Here is a 24,426-nt window from a genome sequence, read left to right as displayed (position 1 = left end):
CGGTTTTCCAAACTAGTATTTCAGTTCAAAATACATGCATTATATAGTACAAATACGAGACTTTTTTCAGATCTTTTAATTGTAAAACCCTGTCAGTTAAGTTTGATTAGTTATCATACTTTAGGCTTGTACAAAGCTTTATTTTAAGCGACTTTAGGAGTAGTAATTTATAGCGTTCAATTAGAAAAAAATATTTTTTAGATTTGTCCTATTGTCCAAAATGGTGAATATATATTTCTTGAGATTAAAATTCTAGAGGGAGAGAGGTTAGGGGTAGATTCTGCTTGTTAGTAGAAGTTTAATTGTATTGTAAGCGTTTCCTTTAGAGAGAAAGGGGGATTAAATGAACATATTATTATGTTGTGCTGCCGGTATGTCTACAAGTTTATTAGTTACAAAAATGGAAGCTGCTGCAAAATCTGAAGGAATCGATGCAAGGATTTGGGCAGTGAGTGCTAATGATGTTAAAAATCATCTTGATCAAGCAGATGTATTACTTGTAGGGCCCCAAGTAAGGTACCTACTCCCACAATTAAAAAAAGAAGGTTTACAAAAAGGAATACCAGTTGATGCCATCAATCCGGTTCATTACGGGATGTGTAAAGGAGCAGAGGTCCTGAAATTTGCAATCGATTTAATAGGTTCATAATTTCATATAGGGGTGATTTATGATGGCCAACTTTACTCAAACGTTAGAAGAGAAAGTAATGCCTATTGCTGGAAAAATTGCAGGTCAAAGACACTTGCAAGCATTACGTGATGGAATTATTTTAACACTGCCTCTTATTATTGTCGGTTCTATTTTCTTAATCTTAGGCTTCTTACCGTTTGACGGATATCCGGATTTTATGGCAAAAACATTTGGTGCCGCTTGGCAAACAAAGCTTCTTTATCCGGTAAGTGCTTCATTTGATATAATGGCGCTCATTGCAGGATTTGGTATCGCATATCGACTCGCTGAACATTACAAAGTAGATGCGTTGAATGCTGGTGCGATCTCGATTGCTTCATTTATTTTATCAACACCATACTTCACAATGTTTACACCAGATGGAGCAACTGCTGCTATTAAAGTAGGCGGAGTACTCCCTATGGCATTTTTAGGTAGTAAGGGTCTGTTTGTTGCTATTATAATCGCGTTGTTCTCAACTGAAATTTATAGATGGGTAATTCAAAGGAATTTTGTTATTAAGATGCCGGATGGTGTACCACCTAGTGTAAGTAAATCATTCGTTGCATTATTCCCTGCATTTCTAGTTATTCTCTTAGTATGGATTATTCGTTTATTAATTGAACATACACACTATGAAACTTTACACAATGTCGTTGGGGATCTATTACAAGATCCACTTAGTAGACTTGGTGGTTCATTAGCTGGCGCGTTAATTGCTGTATTATTAATTCAGTTATTATGGTCCGTTGGTTTACACGGTGCGGCAATTGTTGGTGGTGTAATGGGTCCAGTATGGTTAGCAGCAACTGATGCAAACCGTTTAGCTCTTCAAGCTCATCATGCAATGCCAAATGTTGTTACACAACAATTCTTTGATATCTTCATCTACATGGGTGGTTCTGGTGCAACAATTTGTTTTGCACTTATGATGCTATTATTTGCAAAGAGTCAGCATGCAAAACAACTAGGAAGGCTATCGATTGGACCTGGTATTTTCAATATTAATGAACCAATTACATTCGGTGCCCCTGTCGTAATGAATCCATTGCTATTAGTTCCATTTATTCTAACGCCATTAGTACTTGTTGTAACCACATATATAGGAATGAAAACGGGATTTGCTCCAAAAACACATGGTATTGCAATTCCTTGGACGACTCCACCAATTATCGGCGGTTGGCTAGCAACTGGAGGTAACTGGAGAGGCTCTGCAATGCAATTGATTAATCTTGTTATAGCATTCTTAATTTACTTCCCATTCTTTAGAATGTGGGATAAACAAAATTTACAAACTGAACAAGGCTCACCAAAATAAGAAAAGCAAAAAAGGGGATTGCCCAGACTACCTGCTAAGCGCTCGCTTTCAATTTGTCTGGGCACCTTTAGATTTTTGATTCTGTGTAAACACACTGGAAGCTTGCCTATAGGCAGGCTCTTGGTATTGTATTCTTACATTCTAGTAAAGGGTGTGATTCTAGTGACAAAAGAAGAATTGTACAACCTTTCCTTTCAGTTAATCTTGCATAGTGGAAATGCTAGAAGTCTTTCAATGGAGGGAATGTATGCAGCAAAAGAAAAGAATTTTGAGCTAGCTTTTGAGAAGCTTGCAGAGGCAGATCGCGAGTTTAGTCAAGCACATCGCTTTCAAACTCAATTGATTCAAGCAGAGGCTGGTGGAGAAGATTTTGATACGCCAATTCTATTAATTCATGCACAAGATCATTTAATGACAGCAATGACACTTAAAGATTTAGCAAGGGAGATTATTGAACTGCGGCAAGAGGTAAGCAACCAATAAAAGGAGGCTACATAGGATGGGAAAATCAATCAAAATTGCGACAATTGGTGGAGGATCTAGTTATACTCCAGAGTTAGTGGAAGGTTTTATTAAGCGGTACAATGAGCTTCCATTACGAGAGCTATGGCTTGTAGATGTTGAAGAAGGCAAAGAGAAATTAGAGATTGTTGGTCAATTAGCAAAACGAATGTTTCAAAAGGCAGGTCTTCCAGTAGAAGTTCATTTGACACTTGATCGAAAAGAGGCACTTAAAGATGCTGATTTTGTTACAACGCAATTTCGCGTTGGTTTGTTAGATGCGAGGGCAAAGGATGAAAGAATACCTTTAAAATATAGTGTACTTGGTCAAGAAACAAATGGACCAGGAGGATTATTTAAAGGTTTGCGAACAATTCCAGTCATTTTAGATATTGTAAAAGATATGAGGGATCTATGTCCAAATGCGTGGTTAGTAAATTTTACGAATCCCGCTGGTATGGTTACTGAAGCGGTACTTCGTTACACCGACCATCGAAAAGTAGTTGGTTTATGTAATGTCCCAATTGGAATGGAAATGGGAATTGCCAAATTATTAAATGTTGAGCATTCTCGTGTTCGGATTGATTTTGCTGGATTAAATCATATGGTTTATGGATTAGATGTGTTTGTTGACGGTGAAAGTGTAAAAGAACAAGTCATTGAATTATTAACGAATCCAGAAAACTCTAGTTTTGTTAAGAATATTCAAGGATATGGATGGGAACCTGAGTTTCTTCGTGCTTTAAATGCACTACCTTGTCCTTATCATAACTATTATTATAAAACTCGTGAAATGGTTGAAAAAGATATAAAAAATGCCGAAACTGTAGGGACTCGTGCTGAAGTTGTTAAAAAATTAGAGGATGATCTTTTTGAACTTTATAAAGATCCAAACCTCTCAATCAAACCACCTCAGCTCGAAAAACGCGGAGGAGCCTATTATAGTGATGCGGCGGTTCGCTTAATTTCTTCTATATATAATGATAAAGGTGATATTCAACCAGTTAATACGATGAATAATGGTTCGATTGCTAGTATTCCTAATGACTCAGCAGTAGAGGTTAGCTGTGTCATTACAAAGGATGGGCCAAAACCAATCGTAATGGGGGATTTACCGGTATCTGTAAGAGGGCTCGTTCAACAAATCAAATCATTTGAAAGAGTAGCTTGTGAAGCAGCGGTAACAGGTGATTATGATTTGGCAATTCTAGCATTAACGATTAACCCGTTAGTGGCATCGGATAAAGTTGCTAAGGAAATTGTTGATGAAATGCTAGAAGCACATAAAAAATACTTACCTCAATTTTTTAAAGAGGTGAAAGTTAAATGATTAAATTAATTGTGAATGCAGACGATTTTGGTTATTCAAGGGGAATTAATTATGGAATAATTGATGCACATAAAAATGGGGTTGTTAACTCAGCTACGATGATGATGAATATGCCCGGCGTAAGTCACGCAGTAGAGCTAGCAAAAGAAAATCCAAGCCTTCAAGTAGGAATCCATCTTGTTCTAACATGTGGAAAGCCCCTTTTAAATGATGTTCCAACACTTGTTAATGAACATGGTAATTTTAAAAGTAGACATGAATTCTTTGAAGATAAAAATATATCACTGGATGAATTAGAAAGAGAATGGACTGCACAAATAGAAAAATTCTTAGAATCGGGCCTAAAACCAACCCACTTTGATAGCCACCACCATGTTCATACCGTACCTGAGTTTTTACCAGTCGTACAGAAGTTAGCTCAAAAATATAATTTAAGTGCTAGACGTATTTCTGAAAATGCTTTACAAGGAGTCGCTCCTTTTACGGATGTATTTCTTCATGATTTCTATGGGGAAGGCGTGACAGATGATTATTTTGAAAAGATATTAACACGGGTTCAGAACGGTCAATCTGTTGAAGTCATGTGCCATCCTGGATATCTTGATCACGAGATACTAAACAATTCTTCTTACGCCAAAGATCGAGTAAAAGAGACACTAATTTTATCTACTGTAAAACTACCAAGAGTGATTGATTTATTATAGAGTAATTTAATTAACTAGCATAGAGTCTTTATAGGACAACTCTATGCTCAGAGTGTTGAAATATATAATGGTAAATAGGGAAAACGGACATTAAATGAACATCTATTTAATGTTAAAATTATCATTTTTTGGATGGCTATTAATGGTTTTAAATGTTAATATGTTTGAGCAATTTCATGATTCCAAAAACACTAGTAATGATTTTTTTTCAGAAATTAAAAAAATATGAGCTAATTTTTAGAAAAACAAATTCAATTAATTAGTTTAAGTAATGTTTGATATTAATTAACATACAAACTGATTAATAAACAAAACAACTGTTAGGTTACTCTAAGTAAAGGCTATTTGATTAGGGTTTATTGCAGACTTACTTTGATGAATAAGTTGATTGGAACGGAAGGATGATCGACTCCTATGGGATAAGCGGGAANNGCCCCATGGAAAGCGAGCATCCTGTAGTGGAAATCAACATCACTCTACTCCTTTTACGAAAATTTAGTAATTTAATTGACAAGGTTGTTTTTCAACAGCGTGAGCATAGAGTCTGTATTAGGCTCTATGCTTTTTTAGTATATATATATAATTAGAGTTTTATAATCTTGGGAAAAAATGTAAGATGAAATAGGAGTGGTTTTACACTATAATGAATATTAACAATATTAAAATAATATTTAAGGAAAATACCTATGAAAATTGGAAAAATTATTAATTACCATCGAAAAAAACAACAGATGACACAAGAACAACTATGTGATGGAATTTGTTCAATTTCTCATTTAAGTAAGATAGAGAACAACTCAAAAGAGGTTAATATCGAAACCTTAAACTTATTGTGTATGAAGCTAGGTATATCAATTGAAGATGAAAAAAATAAAGTTAGTCACATTAAATTAAAACTACAGGAGTTCTATGATGCAATTGAACGACTGCATCATAAAAAAGCAAATATACTCTATCTAGATCTCACAGAATATAAGGAGTTCGTCCAATATACAGAATTACTTTATGTATATCAATTATACATGCTAAGGTATACTTTGTTTTTAAATCAGGTCGATTTGGCAGAGAAATTAATTGAAAAAATGGGTCAAAATACGAAGATGTTTTCTGAGTTTGAACTATTTGTTTGGAATGTTTTAAATGCAATTTTTAATCATAAAAGGAATAATTTTATTAAATCTTTAGACTTACTGGAAGAGGTAAAAGATTTAAGAAAACAGTATCGTGACGACATTACTGAATATTATTATTTAAAATCCTTAATGCATTGTAGATTAGGACAATCTGCATTAGCAATCTATTTCGGTAATAAAGCTCTTGAAGTTTTCAAAAAAAGAAATAATATTATTAGAATGTTAGATGTGAAAACAATTTTATCAATCCATTTAACTGAAACAGGTGAATATGAAAGAGCAGAAAATTTATTAAAAGAAATACTAGATGATGCAGAATTAATTCAAAACACAACAATTGAAGAAATGGCTTGGCATAATTTAGGTTTTTTATATGGGACACAAAATTTTTCAGAAAAAGCGTTGGAGTGTTATTATAAATCACTTGCGTTAATAGAGAAATATACTGAGAGTTATTACCTTACAATAGGTAATATTGCTACTCATTTGCTAAAGCTACAAAAAAATAAACAAGTTGTGAATATGTTAGAACAAGAACTAGAGTCATTCGAAGATACAACAAGAATAGAATATGTGAAATTACGAGTATTATATTTTGAAGCAAAAAATGAAGAGAAGGCACTAATCCTGTATTTAGTGGCAGACGGCTTACCAATTATGGAGAAACATGGTAATCGAATGAAGGTTTATGAATACAGTGAACGAATTGCTGAATATTACCAAAGACAAGGCGACACACTTTTAGCTAATAAGTATTTACAAATCAGTTTACATCAAATGAAGAAGACACATAATACAGGAGTTCTCAGATGAAAAAGAAGATTAAACTTATCGCTCTTTCCTTAGTTATTACTGTTCTGGTGAGTGTAGGAATAAATACGATTCAAAGTCATTATTCGCCAAACAATGAAATTTACGCATCAAATAAGCAGGAAGATGATCCAAAACCTCCAGGAAGTTGATGCTGGTATAAACAAGAAACACAAGGTTAATTCATTTTCCTTGTGTTTTTGTTTTAATTTGAATTTAACCGAGTTCAAAAATTGAGGATCTTTAACCAAAGAAGGGATATCTCTAAAAAACGAGATATCCCTTTTTTATTTACAAACTTACTGGCTTACTAGTATCTTGCTGTCTACGCTGTTTTCTAGACTTTCTAAAATAAAGTAACTCATAAATAACAGGGATGACAATTAGTGTTAATAATGTTGAAACAGTTAGTCCGCCTATTACTACAACTGCAAGGCTTTGGGATACAAGGCTACCAGTTTCGGCTTTTTTGAATAGTAATGGTAGCATTGCGCAAATTGTAGCAACAGCCGTCATAAGAATAGGTCGAATACGAGTTACTGCAGCATCGATAATTGCTTCACGAAGAATCATTTGTTTTTCCTTTTGTTTTACTCGATCTAGTAATACGATTGCGTTTGTCACGACAATTCCGATAAGCATCAGTGCTCCTAATAGTGCTGTTGGTTCAACGGATATACGACTTATAATTAATCCAAGCACAGCTCCAATCGCCGCTAAAGGTAGAGAACATAGTATAGCAATTGGTGCACGGAATGTTTTAAATGTAATAATCATGATTAGGAAAACTAATCCGATTGAGACAAGCATGATCATATATAGATCTGAGAAATCTTGTGATTGTTGAGCAAGAGCCCCACCAATGTATACATTTACACCATCAGCAATTTTCATGCCTTTTGATTTTTTATCTCCAAAAATAACTTTATTTAAATCTGCATTAATTTTTGAAAGCTTATCTGGCTTTACTTCGGCAGAAATACTTAAATACGGATCGCCATCTTTATGATATAGATTAGAAGACTTTTCTTCTACTTTTAGTGTAGCTACTGATGATACTGGAATCATTCCAGTTTTCGTCATAATCGGTACTGATTTTATATCCTCAGGAGTTTTAGGTTCTAATATTGGTTCAAGATAAACATCAGTCGGTTGTTGATCAATTGTAACTGTACCAAGTGGACTTCGATTCAACATAACAAATAATTGTTGTGATAGTTGCTCTGCATTACCTTTGGAAGGGTCAACCTCTAAAGAATAAACAGTTTTTTTATCTTCCTCATTTGTAGTTACCTTTTTAACTCCATCAATATTTTTAATCTTATTTTTAATTTCGCCTGCGGTATTCTCTAAATCATTTAAATTATTTCCGACCACATCGATCGTAATTTGGGTTTTAGAACCTCCAAATAAACTAGATGCCATCGTAGTTAATTCTGCATCTGCATAGTTAGACTTTTGCGTGTTGATTTTTTTTACGACTTGGTCAGTAAGTTTTTTATCGTCTAATGTAATTAAATAGATTGCTTGAGTAGAAGAGCGGACATCTCCATATTTTGCAGCATCAGCTGTACTACCTAATTGAGTGTAAACTCCTTTTATCCCTTTTTGTTCAAGAATATACTTTTCTAGTTTAAGAGTGTTTTCTTTTACTTTTTCGACTGGTGTATCACTCGGATACGTTAAAGTTGTTTGAACAAAATCTGAAGAAGAATTATCTGTTGCCCCTTTTGGCATAGCGAAATAAGTACCAATTGAGCCGACAAATAATAATAATGAAACGACAACAATTACCCATTTATGATTCAATGACCAAGTAAGAACTTTTTTATATCGTAATGAAGGATTATGTGCTTTTAATTTAGCATTTTTAAGGAAGAATGCACTTAATAATGGAACGACCGTCAATGCAACAAATAATGAAGCTAATAAAGAGTAAGTAATGGTTAAAGCAAAAGGAAGCATAAAATCTTTAAGCCCCGTGCTAATAATTCCTATTGGTAGAAATACAGCAACAGTCGTTAAAGTTGAGGCTGTGATTGCACTTCCGACTTCTTTCGTAGCATCAATAATCATTTGAACAGAAAATTTCTCTGATTGAGTTTTTCTAAAAATATTCTCAATAACGACAATACTATCATCAACTAATCGTCCAACTGCTACAGCTACTCCACCGAGTGTTAAAACATTCAGTGTAATACCAGACTCTGCAAGTAAAAATAATGTTAAACATAGCGATAGCGGAATTGAAACAATGGTAATTAGTGTTGAACGTACATTTCTTAAGAATAGCATGATGACAATCGTAGCAAATAATGCACCAAGTAAAACTTCCTTAATCATTGCATGTACAGAAGTTTTAACCATATCCGATGTTGCGACCATGACATCTGAATTCATATTTTTATATTTCTTATTTAAGTGTTTAGTAGCTTCTCTTACATCCTTTGTAATACTAACAGCATTAGAATTACTATCCTTTGTGACGATTAATAATAACCCGTCTTTTCCGTTGATTCTTGTTAGATTGTTTGCTGGCTTTTTCACTTCAACAGTTGCAATATCAGCTAATTTAACATGATCAGCGACCATAAGACTCTTTACTTTGTCTATATTATCTAAATTCCCAACAACTTTTATATTACTAGTTTTATCATTTATAATACCTTCGCCAACTGAAACTGCAGAATTTTGGCCTCGAATAATACCCATGACTGTTTCTAGTGATACTTTATTCTGCGTGAGCTTCGCATTATCGATTTTTACAGAAACAAAAGATTTTTCTGTACCATATGTTTGAACGTCAGCTACGCCTTTTATGTCTTTGAAATATGGAATAACTTTTTTGTTTGCAAAATCAATATTATTTGGACTTAATCCATCCTCGAAAGTGATTGCAACATCTGCGATAGGGATCATGGAAGTGTTTAATTGTACAATTGTAGGTTTACTAACATTTTGAGGTAGAGTGATTTTATTTAAAGATTCTTGGACTTCTTGTTTAGCATCCTTCATATTTGTTCCTGATTCATAATATACATCAATTTTTGAAAAACCATTGCTTGTGCTCGAATAAATATGACTTTTACCTTTCACACCAGAGACGGCATTTTCGATCGGAGTAGTTACTTGATCCTCCATTGTTTTCGAATCAGTACCTTGGCCCATAACAATGACAGAAACAATTGGTTGGTCTGCTGCAGGTAGGAATTCCATCGGAAGCTTTTTGTAACTTAGTACTCCAATTAATAAAATGAGAACTGATAAAAAGGTAATGGCGGCTTTATTATTAAAGGCCCATTTTGTAAACCACGACATTCAAGTTATCCCCCTTTATGGTAAAAATATCCAGTAACACACAAGTTGAATCGTAACACAGTAATCTTGAAAATAAAACACATTTTATTTAGAATTTACAAAATATTTAAAAGCACAATTCGACATTTAAACAGGTAAATGAATTAGTACATACTTTATTAAAGTATGAGACTATTGGTCTTTTATACTTGTTTAATGAATTCAGTTTTCCGATATTTTTGTTGGTTAGTTGGAAAATTCTGAAATGATAGCACACTTAAAACACATGTGGTAAGGTATTAACATCTAACGACTAGATTAATCAATAGAATTCGAGGTGCTGTATTTTGATTAAACGTTTTTTTAGTTATTATCGCCCGCACAAAAAGCTATTTTATATAGACTTTTTTTGTGCAATATTAGTTGGATTAATGGAGCTGGGATTTCCTCTAGCAGTGTCTTGGTTTATTGATAAACTGCTGCCTGAAGGGAATTGGAGTAAAATTATCTCAATTAGTATTGGACTTTTAGTACTTTACTTAGTAAGTTCTGGTATGCAATTTGTAGTAAATTATTGGGGCCATAAACTTGGTATTAATATTGAAACTGATATGCGTCGTGAGTTATTTAATCATGTTCAACGTCAATCTTTTCGTTTCTTTGATAATACGAAGACTGGTCATATAATGAGCCGTATTACAAATGATTTAATGGATATTGGTGAATTAGCGCACCATGGTCCAGAGGATTTATTTATTGCAATTATGACCTTCATCGGTGCATTTTGGATTATGCTAGCAATTAATGTGAAGCTTGCATTAGTAGCAATCATAATCGTTCCATTTTTAGTATGGTTGATTTCCTACTCAAACATGAAAATGAATAAATCATGGAGTAAAATGTATGGAAATATTGCGAATGTAAATTCACAAGTTGAAGATAGTGTTTCAGGCGTGAGGGTAGTTCAATCTTTTACGAATGAACAATATGAAATGAAACGATTTAATAAAAATAACCAATACTTCCGTAAAACGAAACTAAAAGCTTATAAAGTTATGAGTGTGAATTTACTAGGAATCTATGTATCTACTCGATTAATGACACTTGTTATTCTAGTTTTTGGAGCTTGGTTAAGTTTTACGAAAATTTTATCGTATGGAGAATTAGTAGCGTTTATTTTATATTTAAACATTTTATTTAAACCGATTGATAAGATTAGTGCTTTACTTGAATTATATCCAAAGGGTATGGCAGGCTTTAAACGTTTTACTGAATTGATTGATAACGAGCCAGACATTGTAAATACTCCTGATGCAATTGAAGTAATTAATCTAAGAGGGGATATTAAGTTCAAAAATGTTTCTTTTGGTTACGAAAACAAACGTAGAATCTTAAATGATCTTTCCTTCTCTATTGAGGCCGGTAAAACAATTGCTTTTGTAGGACCTTCAGGAGCAGGGAAAACAACAATCTGCTCATTAATTCCAAGATTTTATGATGTTTTAGACGGTGCGATCACAATTGATGGAATTGATATTCGAAACATGACGAAAGAATCGTTGCGATCAAATATTGGAATCGTACAACAGGATGTCTTTTTATTTACAGGTACATTAAAAGAAAATATAGCTTACGGTAAGTTAAATGCAACCGATGAAGAAATAGAAGAAGCAGCTAGAAAAGCCCACTTAACTGATTTAATTGCTTCATTGCCTGATGGTTATGAAACTCAAATTGGTGAAAGAGGATTAAAGCTTTCTGGAGGACAAAAACAACGATTAGCAATTGCTAGAATGTTTTTGAAAAATCCACCAATCCTAATATTAGATGAGGCTACCTCAGCATTAGATACAGAGACAGAAGCAATTATTCAAGAGGCATTGAATGATTTATCAAAAGATCGAACAACATTAGTCATTGCCCATCGATTAGGTACAATTAAAAAAGCAGATCGTATTTTAGTCATTACTGAAGAAGGAATTGCTGAAGATGGTACCCATACAGAACTACTATCACAGGAAGATGGGATATTTGCTAGACTTCATGCTCATCAAATTTAACCTAAAAAACATTTTTTAAGAAGGTGTTTTGTATTGATTGAAAATTTTACTGGTAAGGCAGATCTATATTCGAAGTTTCGCCCAAGTTATCCTAAAGAATATATCAATTATTTACTCTCAGAAAATCATTTAAATGAGGGGAGTGTTATTGCAGACATTGGTTCAGGTACGGGTATTTTAACTAGGCTTTTACTTGAAAAAAAGTTAACTGTTTTAGCAATTGAACCAAATAATGATATGCGAGGAATCGCAGAGAAGGCCTTGAAGGAATACGATCAATATAAGTCAATTAATGCAAGAGCTGAAAATACATCTTTAAAAAATAATAGCGTTGATTTAATAACAGTAGCGCAAGCATTTCATTGGTTTGATAAAGAAAATTTCCGTTTAGAATGCAAACGGATCCTAAAAGAGAATGCAAAAGTATCTCTAGTTTGGAATAGTAAAGATTTATTAAGTCCATTAATGACTGAATTGCAGGAGATTTGCAAAGCAACTTGTCCTAAGTTTAATGGGTTTAGTGGTGGAATAGAAGAGCCCCCAAATGTTACTAACCAATTTTTTAAAAACGGGAACTATGAAACGCTGGTTTATAGAAATGATTTGGAAATGGATTTAGAAGGATTTTTAGGTAGAAACTTATCTTCTTCTTTTTCTCCATTAAATGGGGAAAAAGAATTTGAACCATATCGAACTGCACTTACAAATTTATTTAATAAGTACAGTTTAAATGGCAAAATCATTTATCCTTATATTACAAAAAGTTATTTAGGTTTTGTGTAGATATGGCAATATAAGTAGAAAGAGCATCTTAATCGATGCTCTTTTATTATTGAAAAAATAACATTATTTTCCTACATAGATAATTTTAGTTCCGTTTACGTGTTGATCCATTTCGTACGTCTTAGTGGACTTTGGATAATTAACTTGTATTTTCTTATTATTTATCCAATCTATTTTAAATAAATCGTCTGAAACAAATGTATTTCCTGAATTATTCGTTAACTTCTGATCTGAATCCATTATAGATAGATGATACGAATATCCAGTTGTAGCACCACAATTTCTTTCGAAAATATAAGCTACCTTATCGCCTTTAGGAGAAACTTCTTTATGGGTAATTTCATTTCCGCACATATCTCCAAATAAATAATCTAAAGTATAATAACCAGCTAAACAGATAGCTGTTATAATCCCTACAATGATTGAAAATATTTTTATAATCTTTATCAATTTGTTTTTCATTATTTTCTCCGTCTTAACGTCTAAAAGTTATCCCGTATAATCTTATATCATTACTTTTTTATGAAAGTACTAAGTCCCATCTTTCCTCAATTAACTCAGATCCAGTCCATTCAAAGTTAGGTTTTTCTTCAGTTAAAGTAAAATTATATTTTTTATATAGATGACGTGCGGTCTCTAATGTGCTTACAGTCCATAAAAATACATGTTCGAATTGATTTTCCTTACAGAAGTTGAGTGCTGTTTCGATTAGCTTTTTACCGATACCTAATCCTTGGGATTTTTCATCTAATACAAACCATCTAAGTTGTGCTACTGACTCATTTGTCTTTGTAATAGCAATTGATCCGACGATTTCTCCATTTACTTCAGCGACCCAAAGTTCGCCTCCATTAGGATTCAATAAAAATTCGCTTAATCCTTTCATTACATAATATTCAAATACACGTCCAAATTGGTAGGTTGTACTATAAATCTTTCCATGAATATAAGCGACATACCCAACATCGCCAGGTTTAAATGGTCGAATCAAAATTTCAGGATTAGGTGTCTGATTTAAAGAGAAAATGGATTCAATTGTTTCCATTGATTTAACTAGCTCTTTTACTTCAGGAGTAGAAAGGCTTTGAATCATACTTTCTACTCCAATGTTCGCATCATTAACTAATTTATTGTAGATTTCGTTTCCATTTGCTGTTAAATGAAGTGTATATTGACGTTTATCTTCAGGAGATTGGATTTTTGAAATGATGTTTTCATCATCGAATCGTTGAATAATGCGACTTAAATAACCACGGTCAATGCCGAGTTTTTCGATAATATCTGTGGCAGTACATCCGTGGTTCTCGTTGATTTCCGTTATGATTCTAGCTTCGGTTAATGGAAAAGGGTGATTATAGATTTCTTGATCAATTTTTCCCAATACATTAGCATAATGTCTGTTAAATTTGCGTATTTTTTCAACATAATTCATATTTTTCTCACCTTTAATATTCTGAAATTTTAGATTACTAATAATATAAACTAATAAAGTTGACTAAGTCAACTATCTTGAAGGTGATAAAGGTGTGAATGGTGAAAATTGTACTAGAATATTCAAAAATTTGGATAAGGAATTTATAAAAAAGGGAATATAATTAAAAAGTGGTTAAAAATAAGTTAAAAGTAAATTAAATAGGGGGAAAACATGGAACCAACTTTGTTATTAGAGTACGGTTGGGTATTAATAATTCTAATTTTATTAGAGGGGTTATTATCGGCCGATAATGCACTAGTACTTGCTGTTATGGCAAAACATTTACCAGAGGAACAACAAAAGAAAGCGATCAATATTGGTTTACTTTTAGCTTTTATTTTTCGAATCGGTGCCATCTTTATTATTTCATTTCTTTTTAATGTATGGCAGGTTCAAGCAATCGGAGCGGCGTATTTAATTTTCATAGCATTAAAGCATTTATTTAAAAAGCATGATGATGATAAAGGAAAAAAGGAAAAAAGCTTTGGGATGACAGTTGCTCAAATATCATTAGCAGATATTGCATTTGCGATCGATTCTATTTTAGCAGCAGTAGCGCTAGTCATTGATCTACCTAATACAAAAATGGGTAATATAGGTGGCATGGATGGTTCTAAATTTATTGTCATTGTTATTGGAGCAATTGCCGGTTTAATTGTTATTCGCTTTGCGGCAGGTATTTTTGTTAAATTGTTGACAACACGTCCAAGTTTAGAAACAGCAGCTATGCTTTTAGTTGGATGGGTAGGGGTTAAACTACTAATGCATACTTTGGCACATCCATCTCTACACATTATTTCACATCATTTCGTTGAAGGACCAATCTGGAATACGATTTTCTGGTCAGTCATGCTATTAATCGCTTTAGGTGGTTGGTTTCTCTCTAAAAAGAAATCAACAGATACTAACGTAGAATAAATGATAAATAATAAAAAATCGCTTAGGTTTGTAGCACTAAGCGATTTTTTAGTTTTCGCTACTTAACCAACATAATAAAATCATGCAGTTTATCTAGCGACATAATATTTTGATTGCATACTTGGCTATCCTTGCAAATGTAATTTCCTCTTTGTGTAAAAGTACCTTCAATTTTTCCCTTTGTTTTTGTCATGAATAATCCTAAGTCACCGTATTTATTACATATTGTGCAGTTGCCTCTTTTTTTCATAGGATTAAAGGTACCTTGTAAACCAATTAGTTTGTCATTTAAATATGTGACAATAAACTTAGAATTCGAGCCTAAGTCATCCCATCCGATATATGTTGTCTCAACTAAATCAATATTTTGTAATAAGGGAAGCTTTAATTTTTTTGCTTTTGGAAATAGCTTTTTGATGGATTGTTCTGATACTTCTTTAAAAGGAATTATATAAGGCTTTAGTTGGTTCAGTAAAACATCTGCTTGATCAGAATTTTTAATTGTGCTAATTGGATTGAAGAGTAGATGTTGCTCTTCAGTTAGTTCAGGAAATAAACTTAGAATTCTATCATTAACTAGTGAATGTAAAGCATTTAAAACAGTTTTATCATTTACTGTAGAATGTCCATTTGTTAAGACTTGAAGTTGATGTTTAATAAAATTATATTGTTCTGTTCTAATAAAAGGTTTCATTTATATCACTCCTAATTTGAGAGGAAAGTTCGATTTATAACTTAACATCTTTAATTTACATCAAAAAAGCGAATTTATATATGTTGAGTTTATCTAATAAACAAAGTTGCCATAAAAAAATATTGATTCAGTGTTTTGTCAGAGTGTTGAAATATAAAATGGTCAATAGGGAAAAATGACATTAATGAACATTTATTTAATGATGAAATTAATCATTTTTTGGATGATCTATTAATGGTTTTATATGTTAATATTTTCGAACAATTTCATGAATCCAATAACAAATGTAATGATTTTTTTCAGAAGTTAAAAATATTATGAGCTAATTTTTTAGAAAAACAGATTCAATTTAATAGTTTAATTAATGTTCGATATTAATTGACCTACAAGCTGATTAATAATTAATATACAACATTTAGGCTACTCTAAGTAAAGGCTATTTGATTAGGATTTATTGTAAACTTTTTTTGATGAACAAGTTGATTGGAACGGAGGGNNGCCCCATGGAAAGCGAGCATCCTGTAGTGGAAATCAACATCACTCTACTCCTTTTACGAAAATTTGGTAATTTAATTGATAAGGTTGTTTTCAACAGCATGAAAAAAACACTGATATTAATCAGTGTTTTTTGATTTATTTAGTATATACAATTTTTTTTATCGTTTCGATTGAGAGAAAATATTCTTTCGCTAGTTGCTCAATTGATTGACCGTTTTTAAATGCTTCTTTAATTGCTTTATTTCGATTATCAATTAGCTTTCTTGTTCCTGAACGTGAGCCCCATTTTTTGTGGACTTTTTCAGTTTTTGGAATATAAAGTGTTTCTCCCTGTACGTATTTTTGTATTTCCAATAATAACTTTTCAGGTAAAATAGCAGTCGCTTTTATATATGCCATCTTTGCCAGCCCCTTATTCTTATTTAGTAAATAAGGTGCAAAGCCGTTGAATCAGAACTGCTTACTTGGGCGATTAGTAAAACCTGCCCATGCAAAGTATCGCCTTTCTAAATCTAGGCTTTGCATGGGATGTTGATTTATCTGACAAACTAACAGTACTTGTCATAATAGATCACCTCCTAAAGAAATCATGAAAACTTTTTACTTATTATAAATTATATCTGTTCAGATTGCATTTGTTACTTATAAATAATATGAAAAAGGAATAGAAAGCCTTTTAGATGGGTTGTTCCTATTCCTTTTCATTATTTATTTAACTGAAATAATATGTGTTTAATAATCTCACTGGATGAACTTGATAGTCCATGTTCACGCGAATAAATAGCCCATATATCCTGATAGATGTAATTAGTTTCATCAGTATATGTAATCGGTATTACTTTGAGTTCATCATTACGAAATGTAGGGTAGTTTTTTACTGTAAACTCATGAATAAATGAAAAACCAGCACTTTCCTTAACGACGTTTAATAGTAGTCTAGGGTTATTTGTAGTTAAGATAACATGATTCGTAATACATTTTGAAAACTTTTTTACTATGCCATTTTTTGTATTTTTTAATATTACTATTTTCTCATTATTTAAATCTGCAGGTGTTACATATTCATAATTGAATAATTTTGAATTCTTTCCAACTACTATACCTACTCTAGCTCTACTGATTAACTTTTTACCCAATTTTGGATATTTATCTAATTCTTCTTTCTCTATTGGTAGAAAACCAACATCATAACGATCTGGATTAAAACTTTTTAGTAACTGCTCTTGAAGCATTTCCTCAACGTCAATGGAGATTTGAGGATTTTCTAAATTGAAGTTTGTTACTGCTTCTTGAAAAATATCAAAAAATGCTGTTGCTGCAGCGATTTTTAACTGTTTTTCTTTTTTTATATTTAAGTTAAAAAGTTCCTCATTTAATTGCTTAATATTCGATAATATATTTATTGCTTTCATTATTACAATATTTCCCTCAGGAGTAGGAGTAGTTCCTATCCTTGAACGATTAAATATTGTTATATTTAACTCTCTTTCTAGTTGTGAAATAGATTGGCTTATAGCTGATGTAGAGATATATAACTTTTCGGCAGCTTTAGATATTGATTTTTCACTTGCTACATAAACAATATACTCTAATTGTTCGAAATTCATAGTAATCTCCTAATAATAAAAAATTCTAAAACATGTAGTAATTTAAGAACATAAAAACTTAAAAGATAGTGGACATCGTTGATTAAAATTTAGTAATTTCATTAATTTTGAGGAGCTAATAAAATTATATTGTGGATATGGTATGAAGGAACACTTAAGATAAGAAAACAGTTTAATGATACACCTTTTTTACTGGAAAATCTTGTACATAGGTAAATTTATATTATTAAAATAATTCTTGAATTTTGTTCGTAATCTCTTTTTACTAAAGAAGCAAGAAGTTGAAACGTTGCAAAGTAAAATATTTCCTTGGGAAAATTATAGTAATAAAAAAATATCTGTACATAGATATCATAATATAAGACCGTAAGTTTTTGAATCCTTTATTTTAACGATTTAGTTTAAATTTTAATAAAAATAATCTTATGTTTAAGAAGTACTTAACTTTAATTTCAAAAATATTTAATTTATTTAATCAATTCAAATATGTACAATACAAATGTTGCTATAAAAAATTTGCAAATTGGAGGTGGCAGTAATGTTAGCAAAATTAGTTCCAAATCATCCAAGAAATAATAATACTGTTATTTTTGTTGAAAATTCGCTTTTCGTTGCGGGTATTCGTACAATATTAGAATTTAATCGAATAAATGCTATTAAAATTAATTTAGAAGATAGTTTTTCGTTGCAGGAAGTAAGTAATTCAATTCTTATAACTCAAGTTTCGGGAGAAGAAATGGTAAGGCATGCAAGAAGTATTATGTTACATGATGATTCTTCGAAAATTATTACCATTAAAAACTCTTTAGACTTTTATGAAATAGATCGTTTATTGAATGTAGGAGTAAAAGGTATTTGTTTAACAGATGTTGACGAGGCATATTTAGTGAATACTGTTAAGCTAGTGCAGGGTGGACAATTCATGGTAGACAATCGCTTTACGAATGAATTGATAAAAGAGTACAAGTTTCTTAAGGATAATTCAATCCATTTTATGCCGCCCAATGATTCATATATAAAAGAACTACTTACAAATAGAGAATACGAAATACTTCACCTTTTAGTAAAGGGCTTTTCAAATATCCAAATTGGTAAGGAATTATTTATTTCGAATAAAACAGTCAAAAACCACGTCGCCAATATTTTGATGAAATTAGACGTACCAGATCGCTTAAATGCAGTCATTAAAGTAATTAAAAATAACTGGATTTCAATAAAACAATAATTTCATTAAAGTAAAAGAGCACTCTATTAAACACACCATATTACGTGTTTAATAGAGTGCTTTAATTTTCAAAAAATTAATTATTAATGGATGAAGATTCTTCTAATTTTTTTAAGAAATACATTTCTTCTCTGTACATATGATCTGCCATTAAAGCGGAAAAGTTACTCAACATTTGGCTAGAAATATCTAATTCTTCGATTTCTTTTAGAAATATTTGAAATAGCTGAATTTCTAATTTTACGTCTTGGTTCATTCTTTTTAATGCAGGAAATGTACTTAGTTTAGTACGTAAATATCCGGTGAGTTCTACTGCTTTTAGATAAAAGTGTTCAAAATGCTTTGTGAATTCATGACTTTTCTTTCTTAGCATATTTTCTGTACCATCGAGATTCGTATAAATGGCATCTGCATGACCTGCCGCATCTAGCACCCATAATAAATGATGATGAAGTTCATTGAAGATAGGTGGGGTTTGATTTTGTTTTAAGTAAGATAGTACTAATAAATATTCTTCCAATTCATTAACCATATGGTTTAAAAATGTAGGTGTTAAGTAAATCGAAAAATTAGCGTCAGTTATATGTTTCGTTAGCAATGAAAGTTTAAAATCGCGCAATGCTAAAGCACTTTTTTCTGCTTGAATTGTAATTTCGTTCATATTTTCATTGTTATTTACCCTAGTAAATAAATTATTAAAAATTACGTAAAATGATTTTGCAATCTTAATTTCTTCCTCTTGCTTAGACGGTAATGCATCCAATATAAATTGAGAATGATCTCTTAACACATGTAACCAGAACGAATGCTCAAAATTGGCAGTTTGTACAAAATCCGGCATATAATCCCCCCTATAAACTCTACATGGTAATTATATTAATGAATGTCCTAAAATATTAAATTAAAAGCAGGAAGAGTTAGTAAAAGAATTAGGTAAATTGGAGTATCTTATGTTTGTTTTTTAAATTTTTATTGGTCTAAGAGGCGCTATAGTTTTCATTAAGAAAGGTTTATTTATCAATTAAATAGAATTAATAAATAGCAATTTAAAGAGGGAGAAAATTAATGAGAAAATATTTAAAAGGAAAAATGAGTATTTCTCGAATGGCTTTTGCGTGTGCCTTTTATGCAACTATAACTACAATATTTGAGGACTATTTTCATAATCGATATATTTTCGGTGTATTTGGTGGTTTAGTTACAATTTTCGGATTTATGCTCGCTATACTTATATTTAGGAATGACAACTAATCTATTAGACCTACCTCATAGTGTTTATAAAACACTTTCAAGCCAATATATGAAAAAAAAAGTGAAAACATTGCTCGATCAATGATTTCACTTTTTGTCTATTACTTATCAAGAGTTGTATCCCTCAATAGATTTAATACTGATCGGGCCATTAGTTTTACACCAATTTTTATTGCATCTTCATCAACCATAAATTTTGGATGATGCCATCCATACGTTATATCTTTTTCTTTATTTCCAGAGCCTAACCATATATAAGAACCAGGCACTTTTTGTTGATAGAATGAAAAATCTTCTCCGCCCATTGTCGATTCTGCAGTCACAATATTTTCTGCTCCGACTGTTGAGATTGCTGCTTCTCGTACTACCGAAGTAACTTTTGAATGGTTAAATACTGGTGGCAGTAATACTTGATAATCTATTTCTACTTCTCCTCCAAGTGAATGTACAAGATTTTGAACTAGTGTTTGAAAGTTTTCTTGAATTTGCTTTCGAATTGTTTCATTTGAAGTTCGCACTGTGCCTTTTAAAACTGCAAATTCAGGGATTACATTATTTGTATTCCCAGCTTGAAACGATCCAACTGTTATGACAGCAGAGTCTTTTGGAGAAATTGTTCTGCTAACTAGAGTTTGTAAAAGGTTGACGACTGCACTGCCTATTACGATCGGATCAATTGCTTTTTCAGGAAGTGCTGCGTGACCGCCTTTCCCTTTAATCTTAATTTCAAAATCATCTACACTTGCCATTAGGAAGCCTTCTTTAATTCCAATCGTACCAACTGGAAGATCCGGCATATTATGAAGTCCGATAATAGCTTTTACATCGTTAAGTAAGCCTTCAGCGATCATTTGCTCAGCGCCACCCTCAGACTCCTCAGCAGGTTGAAAAATCAATCGAACTGTACCAGGAATCAGGTGTTTTAATTCCTGTAAAATAAATCCAACTCCGAGTGTAATAGTTGTATGAACATCATGTCCACACATATGAGCGATTCCATCAATAACTGAACGAAATGGCAAATCAGATTCTTCTTGAATTGGAAGTGCGTCAATATCAGCTCGCAGGGCAACAATCGGCCCTGAATTGCCACTGATCTCGGCTGCAGTTCCTGTTTGACTATTCAACTGAATTTTTTTGATATTAGCTTTTTCTAATTGTTGATTGATAAAATTCGTTGTTTGAAATTCTTGATTACTTAATTCGGGATACATATGCAAATGTCTACGGATCTCTATTAGTCTCGTAGAATATTGATCTGCTAATTCATCTATTTGTGTTTCTAAATGCTTCATCTTAGATACTCCTTATTGTTAGGTAGAATTTATGTTTGATTATGTAAAGAATTGTATAATTATTCTGTTGTTCAATCAATACTTTTTTACTAGTTACTAATTTTTAGAAGATAATTATGCCTATTTGTCAAAGTGATGAATGGGTTTTTAGTAATTAGTTTTATTTGGTTTTTTCTTTAAGTATTATTTTTATGAGAGAGAGTGAAATGAGTAATAATGCATTATGCGGAAAATTTTTATGCTAGATATGAAATGAATCTTGGTAGATGTGTAGCTACTAAATCAGTCTGTAAAATCTTTTTCTATTTGCTAATTTCTAAAAAACATCTACAATTATTTTTTGAAAAATTCTAAATAAACTTTCACTCTTTTCTTTTACAAATTTGAAATTCTGTTTTAAGGTATTATTAATAAAAATATGAAGGAGTGAATGATTTGGGATATGCAGTTGGGTTAATGTCGGGTACATCTTTAGATGGAATCGATGCAGCTTTAGTAGAAATCACTGGATGTGGACCTGAGACAGAGGTAAGAATGATTGATTTTATGACAGTTCCTCTTGAGGAAGGTTTATTAAAAGAAATTCAAGATGCGATTACACTTGTTTCTTCAAACGCTCAGCATTTATGTAGTTTAAACTTTAAGCTTGGCTATGCTTTTGCAGAAGCAGTAAAGGAAATTTGTAATAAAAACGAATTTTCATTAGATCAACTTGAATTTATTGGATCGCATGGTCAAACGATTTATCACCAGCCTGAAGCTCATGGGGAATTCATTCAATCCACATTACAGTTAGGTGAGCCAGCAGTTATTGCATATGAAACAAAAACGAAAGTAGTTTCTAATTTTCGAGTGATGGATATGGCAGCTGGTGGATATGGAGCGCCGTTAGTTCCACATTCTGAGTTATTACTTTATAAAAGTAAAACTAAAACGCGTTTACTACAAAATATTGGTGGGATTGGTAATGTTACGATCATTCCAAGGAATTCTACAATCGATGATTTAGTAGCCTTTGATACAGGTCCAGGTAATATGATTATTGATGAAATTTGTAAGCGCTATTTTAATGTTCCATATGATGCAAATGGAGATTTGGCTGCTAAAGGTAATGTAAATGAGAGATTACTAGAAAGATGCATGAGTATTCCTTATATTTTAGCACCTATACCTAAAACAACTGGAAGAGAGTTATTTGGTACACAGTTTGTTGATGAAATATTGGAAGAGTTTAGTGATCTCTCACCAATTGATTTAGTGACTACAATGACGATGTTTACTGCAAAATCGATCGCTGAAAATTATAAAAAGTATATTTTACCAGACCATCCAATTGATGAAGTAATTGTAGGTGGCGGAGGTAGTCATAATAAAACGCTACTATGTATGCTTCAAGAATTATTAGGTGTGGATTCCAAAGTAATAGTTCAAGAAGATATTGGTTTTTCTTCGGATGCAAAAGAAGCAATTGCCTTTGCGATATTAGCAAATGAAACTTTAAACGGTTTACCAAGTAATGTACCTGGAGCAACAAAAGCAAATCGTTTAGTTGTTTTAGGAAATATTACACCAATACCATACTAGGAGGATTCATCGTGAAAAAATTAGGGATTTCAATTTATCCAGAGCACTCAACTGTTGAAAAAGATAAGGCTTATATTAAATTAGCTCATCAATATGGTTTTAAACGAATCTTTACATGTTTATTATCAGTAAATGGTGACAAGGAACAGATTATAAAAGAGTTCAAAGAAATAGTTGATTATGCAAATAGTTTAGAAATGGAAGTCATTGTTGATATTGCCCCTCGAGTATTTGGTACATTAAATATTTCATATAATGATTTATCATTTTTTGCTGACTTAGGAGCTTATGGAATTAGACTTGATATGGGATTTACTGGGAATGAAGAGTCTATTATGACTTATAATCCATATGGATTAAAAATTGAAATTAACATGAGTAATGCTACGAAATATCTAGAAAATATTTTAGCCTATAAGCCTAATCAATCTAATTTAATCGGATCTCATAATTTTTATCCTCATCGTTATGCAGGTTTAAGCTATTCACATTTCGTAAAATGTAGCGAAGAGTTTAAAAAGCATGGTATTCGTACAGCAGCATTTATTAATTCACAAGCTGCAACATACGGACCGTGGCCAGTATCAGAAGGTCTTTGTACTTTAGAGATGCACCGTAATTTATCAGTCGTAACGCAAGCGAAACATTTATTTTATTCAGACTTAATTGATGATGTTATTATCGCAAATGCTTATGCATCTGAAGAAGAGTTCAAACAACTTGCGGAGCTAAATCAGAACGGTAAAGACTTATTTACACTAAATATTGACTTACATGATTCAATTACAGATTTAGAGAAAAAGATTGTTTTAGATGAGTTTCATTTTTACCGCGGGGACGTATCAGATTACTTAATTCGTTCAACTCAGTCTCGCGTTAAATATAGAGATGAAGAGTTTAAACCTACTTATACTCCACCTATTCGTAGAGGCGATATTTTAATAGAAAATGAATTATATGGACAGTATAAAGGTGAATTGCAAATAGCACTACAGGATATGGAGAATTCAGGGAAAACGAATGTGGTTGGACGCATTGCAGAGGAAGAAATCTTCCTATTAGATTTCTTACATCCTTGGAGTAAGTTTCAGTTTAAGGAAAACTAAATGATTAATATTTAAGAAGATGTGAAAAAATTTTTTACATCTTTTTGAAATTTTATTTCACTTTTTTTCGGAAAATATTGAAATTTATTTTTGGTGGGAATATAATAACTTTATAGAAAACGTTTTCAGTATTTTGTGTATTCAGTATTTTTTTAAAAACAATTTATC

22 protein-coding genes are annotated in these 24,426 nt (G+C 31.9%); 14 read left to right on the top strand and 8 right to left on the bottom strand.

Annotation, left to right across the window (positions count from 1 at the left end):
• Positions 1–343: 343 nt before the first annotated feature.
• The 7 genes from COE53_RS15160 (at position 344) to COE53_RS24030 (ending at position 6,618) form a co-directional block, all read left to right on the top strand.
• Entirely contained in the window at positions 344–649 is a 306-nt protein-coding gene (locus COE53_RS15160; protein ID WP_069035316.1) for a PTS sugar transporter subunit IIB, read from the top strand.
• Positions 650–671: 22 nt separating this feature from the next.
• Complete coding sequence (gene celB, locus COE53_RS15155; RefSeq protein ID WP_069035315.1) at positions 672–1,988, top strand: PTS cellobiose transporter subunit IIC; 1,317 nt, start codon at positions 672–674, stop codon at positions 1,986–1,988.
• 162 nt (positions 1,989–2,150) lie between these two features.
• Positions 2,151–2,471, top strand: coding sequence for a PTS sugar transporter subunit IIA (locus COE53_RS15150; protein ID WP_069035314.1), 321 nt, complete (start codon positions 2,151–2,153; stop codon positions 2,469–2,471).
• A gap of 16 nt (positions 2,472–2,487) precedes the next feature.
• Entirely contained in the window at positions 2,488–3,819 is a 1,332-nt protein-coding gene (locus tag COE53_RS15145; protein ID WP_098948354.1) for a 6-phospho-beta-glucosidase, read from the top strand.
• Complete coding sequence (gene chbG, locus COE53_RS15140; RefSeq protein ID WP_025569152.1) at positions 3,816–4,523, top strand: chitin disaccharide deacetylase; 708 nt, start codon at positions 3,816–3,818, stop codon at positions 4,521–4,523. Before COE53_RS15145 ends, chbG begins: the two co-directional genes overlap by 4 nt.
• A gap of 686 nt (positions 4,524–5,209) precedes the next feature.
• Positions 5,210–6,469 carry a helix-turn-helix domain-containing protein gene (locus COE53_RS15135; RefSeq protein WP_098948353.1) on the top strand — a complete coding sequence of 420 codons (1,260 nt, stop codon included), beginning with the start codon at positions 5,210–5,212 and terminating at the stop codon, positions 6,467–6,469.
• Complete coding sequence (locus COE53_RS24030) at positions 6,466–6,618, top strand: hypothetical protein (protein ID WP_180242434.1); 153 nt, start codon at positions 6,466–6,468, stop codon at positions 6,616–6,618. Before COE53_RS15135 ends, COE53_RS24030 begins: the two co-directional genes overlap by 4 nt.
• Before the next feature lie 139 nt (positions 6,619–6,757).
• On the opposite strand, the gene COE53_RS15130 is transcribed toward COE53_RS24030, so the two are convergent.
• A complete protein-coding gene (locus COE53_RS15130; RefSeq protein WP_098948352.1) occupies positions 6,758–9,784 on the bottom strand; it encodes an efflux RND transporter permease subunit in 3,027 nt (1,008 codons plus the stop codon).
• Positions 9,785–10,110: 326 nt separating this feature from the next.
• Between COE53_RS15130 and COE53_RS15125 the strand changes: the two genes are divergently transcribed.
• Both COE53_RS15125 and COE53_RS15120 read left to right on the top strand, forming a co-directional pair.
• Positions 10,111–11,823: an ABC transporter ATP-binding protein gene (locus COE53_RS15125; RefSeq protein ID WP_091023137.1), complete on the top strand. Its 1,713-nt coding sequence runs from the start codon at positions 10,111–10,113 to the stop codon at positions 11,821–11,823.
• A 33-nt stretch (positions 11,824–11,856) separates the two neighbouring features.
• Entirely contained in the window at positions 11,857–12,606 is a 750-nt protein-coding gene (locus tag COE53_RS15120) for a class I SAM-dependent methyltransferase (RefSeq protein ID WP_091023139.1), read from the top strand.
• A 63-nt stretch (positions 12,607–12,669) separates the two neighbouring features.
• Here the strand turns inward: COE53_RS15120 and COE53_RS15115 are convergent, their stop codons facing one another.
• Together COE53_RS15115 and COE53_RS15110 are read right to left on the bottom strand one after the other, a co-directional pair.
• Positions 12,670–13,068, bottom strand: coding sequence for a DUF5412 family protein (locus COE53_RS15115; protein ID WP_069035308.1), 399 nt, complete (start codon positions 13,066–13,068; stop codon positions 12,670–12,672).
• 58 nt (positions 13,069–13,126) lie between these two features.
• Positions 13,127–14,038 carry a bifunctional helix-turn-helix transcriptional regulator/GNAT family N-acetyltransferase gene (locus tag COE53_RS15110; RefSeq protein ID WP_069035307.1) on the bottom strand — a complete coding sequence of 304 codons (912 nt, stop codon included), beginning with the start codon at positions 14,036–14,038 and terminating at the stop codon, positions 13,127–13,129.
• Between the two features lie 213 nt (positions 14,039–14,251).
• Here COE53_RS15110 and COE53_RS15105 point away from each other — a divergent pair, with 213 nt between their 5' ends.
• Positions 14,252–14,998 (top strand): TerC family protein, encoded by a 747-nt coding sequence (locus COE53_RS15105; protein ID WP_091023141.1) that lies wholly within the window; start codon positions 14,252–14,254, stop codon positions 14,996–14,998.
• 58 nt (positions 14,999–15,056) lie between these two features.
• Here the strand turns inward: COE53_RS15105 and COE53_RS15100 are convergent, their stop codons facing one another.
• The 3 genes from COE53_RS15100 to COE53_RS15090 form a co-directional block, all read right to left on the bottom strand.
• Positions 15,057–15,692 carry a FusB/FusC family EF-G-binding protein gene (locus COE53_RS15100; RefSeq protein ID WP_069035305.1) on the bottom strand — a complete coding sequence of 212 codons (636 nt, stop codon included), beginning with the start codon at positions 15,690–15,692 and terminating at the stop codon, positions 15,057–15,059.
• Positions 15,693–16,325: 633 nt separating this feature from the next.
• Complete coding sequence (locus COE53_RS15095; RefSeq protein ID WP_069035303.1) at positions 16,326–16,589, bottom strand: CD3324 family protein; 264 nt, start codon at positions 16,587–16,589, stop codon at positions 16,326–16,328.
• 305 nt (positions 16,590–16,894) lie between these two features.
• Entirely contained in the window at positions 16,895–17,797 is a 903-nt protein-coding gene (locus COE53_RS15090; protein WP_069035302.1) for a LysR family transcriptional regulator, read from the bottom strand.
• A gap of 538 nt (positions 17,798–18,335) precedes the next feature.
• Here COE53_RS15090 and COE53_RS15085 point away from each other — a divergent pair.
• Positions 18,336–19,022: a response regulator transcription factor gene (locus COE53_RS15085; protein ID WP_069035301.1), complete on the top strand. Its 687-nt coding sequence runs from the start codon at positions 18,336–18,338 to the stop codon at positions 19,020–19,022.
• A 76-nt stretch (positions 19,023–19,098) separates the two neighbouring features.
• Here COE53_RS15085 and COE53_RS15080 read toward each other — a convergent pair whose 3' ends face one another.
• On the bottom strand, positions 19,099–19,863 hold the full coding sequence (locus tag COE53_RS15080) for a DUF2935 domain-containing protein (RefSeq protein WP_091023143.1): 765 nt from the start codon (positions 19,861–19,863) through the stop codon (positions 19,099–19,101).
• A gap of 224 nt (positions 19,864–20,087) precedes the next feature.
• Here COE53_RS15080 and COE53_RS15075 point away from each other — a divergent pair, with 224 nt between their 5' ends.
• Positions 20,088–20,273, top strand: coding sequence for a hypothetical protein (locus COE53_RS15075; protein WP_091023146.1), 186 nt, complete (start codon positions 20,088–20,090; stop codon positions 20,271–20,273).
• Positions 20,274–20,374: 101 nt separating this feature from the next.
• On the opposite strand, the gene COE53_RS15070 is transcribed toward COE53_RS15075, so the two are convergent.
• The gene (locus COE53_RS15070) at positions 20,375–21,568 is read right to left on the bottom strand and encodes a M20 metallopeptidase family protein (RefSeq protein ID WP_069035299.1); all 1,194 of its coding nucleotides are present in this window, start codon (positions 21,566–21,568) and stop codon (positions 20,375–20,377) included.
• Between the two features lie 435 nt (positions 21,569–22,003).
• Between COE53_RS15070 and anmK the strand changes: the two genes are divergently transcribed.
• Positions 22,004–23,152 (top strand): anhydro-N-acetylmuramic acid kinase AnmK, encoded by a 1,149-nt coding sequence (gene anmK, locus COE53_RS15065; protein WP_286143760.1) that lies wholly within the window; start codon positions 22,004–22,006, stop codon positions 23,150–23,152.
• Between the two features lie 11 nt (positions 23,153–23,163).
• A complete protein-coding gene (locus COE53_RS15060; RefSeq protein ID WP_098948351.1) occupies positions 23,164–24,258 on the top strand; it encodes a DUF871 domain-containing protein in 1,095 nt (364 codons plus the stop codon).
• The last annotated feature ends 168 nt before the right edge of the window (positions 24,259–24,426 follow it).

Source organism: Bacillus sp. AFS029533 (assembly GCF_002585125.1).
GTDB classification, from domain to species: Bacteria; Bacillota; Bacilli; order Bacillales; family Bacillaceae_G; genus Gottfriedia; species Gottfriedia luciferensis_B.
The sequence above is the reverse complement of the archived record's forward strand: the minus strand, read 5'-3'. Positions and strand labels throughout refer to the sequence as shown.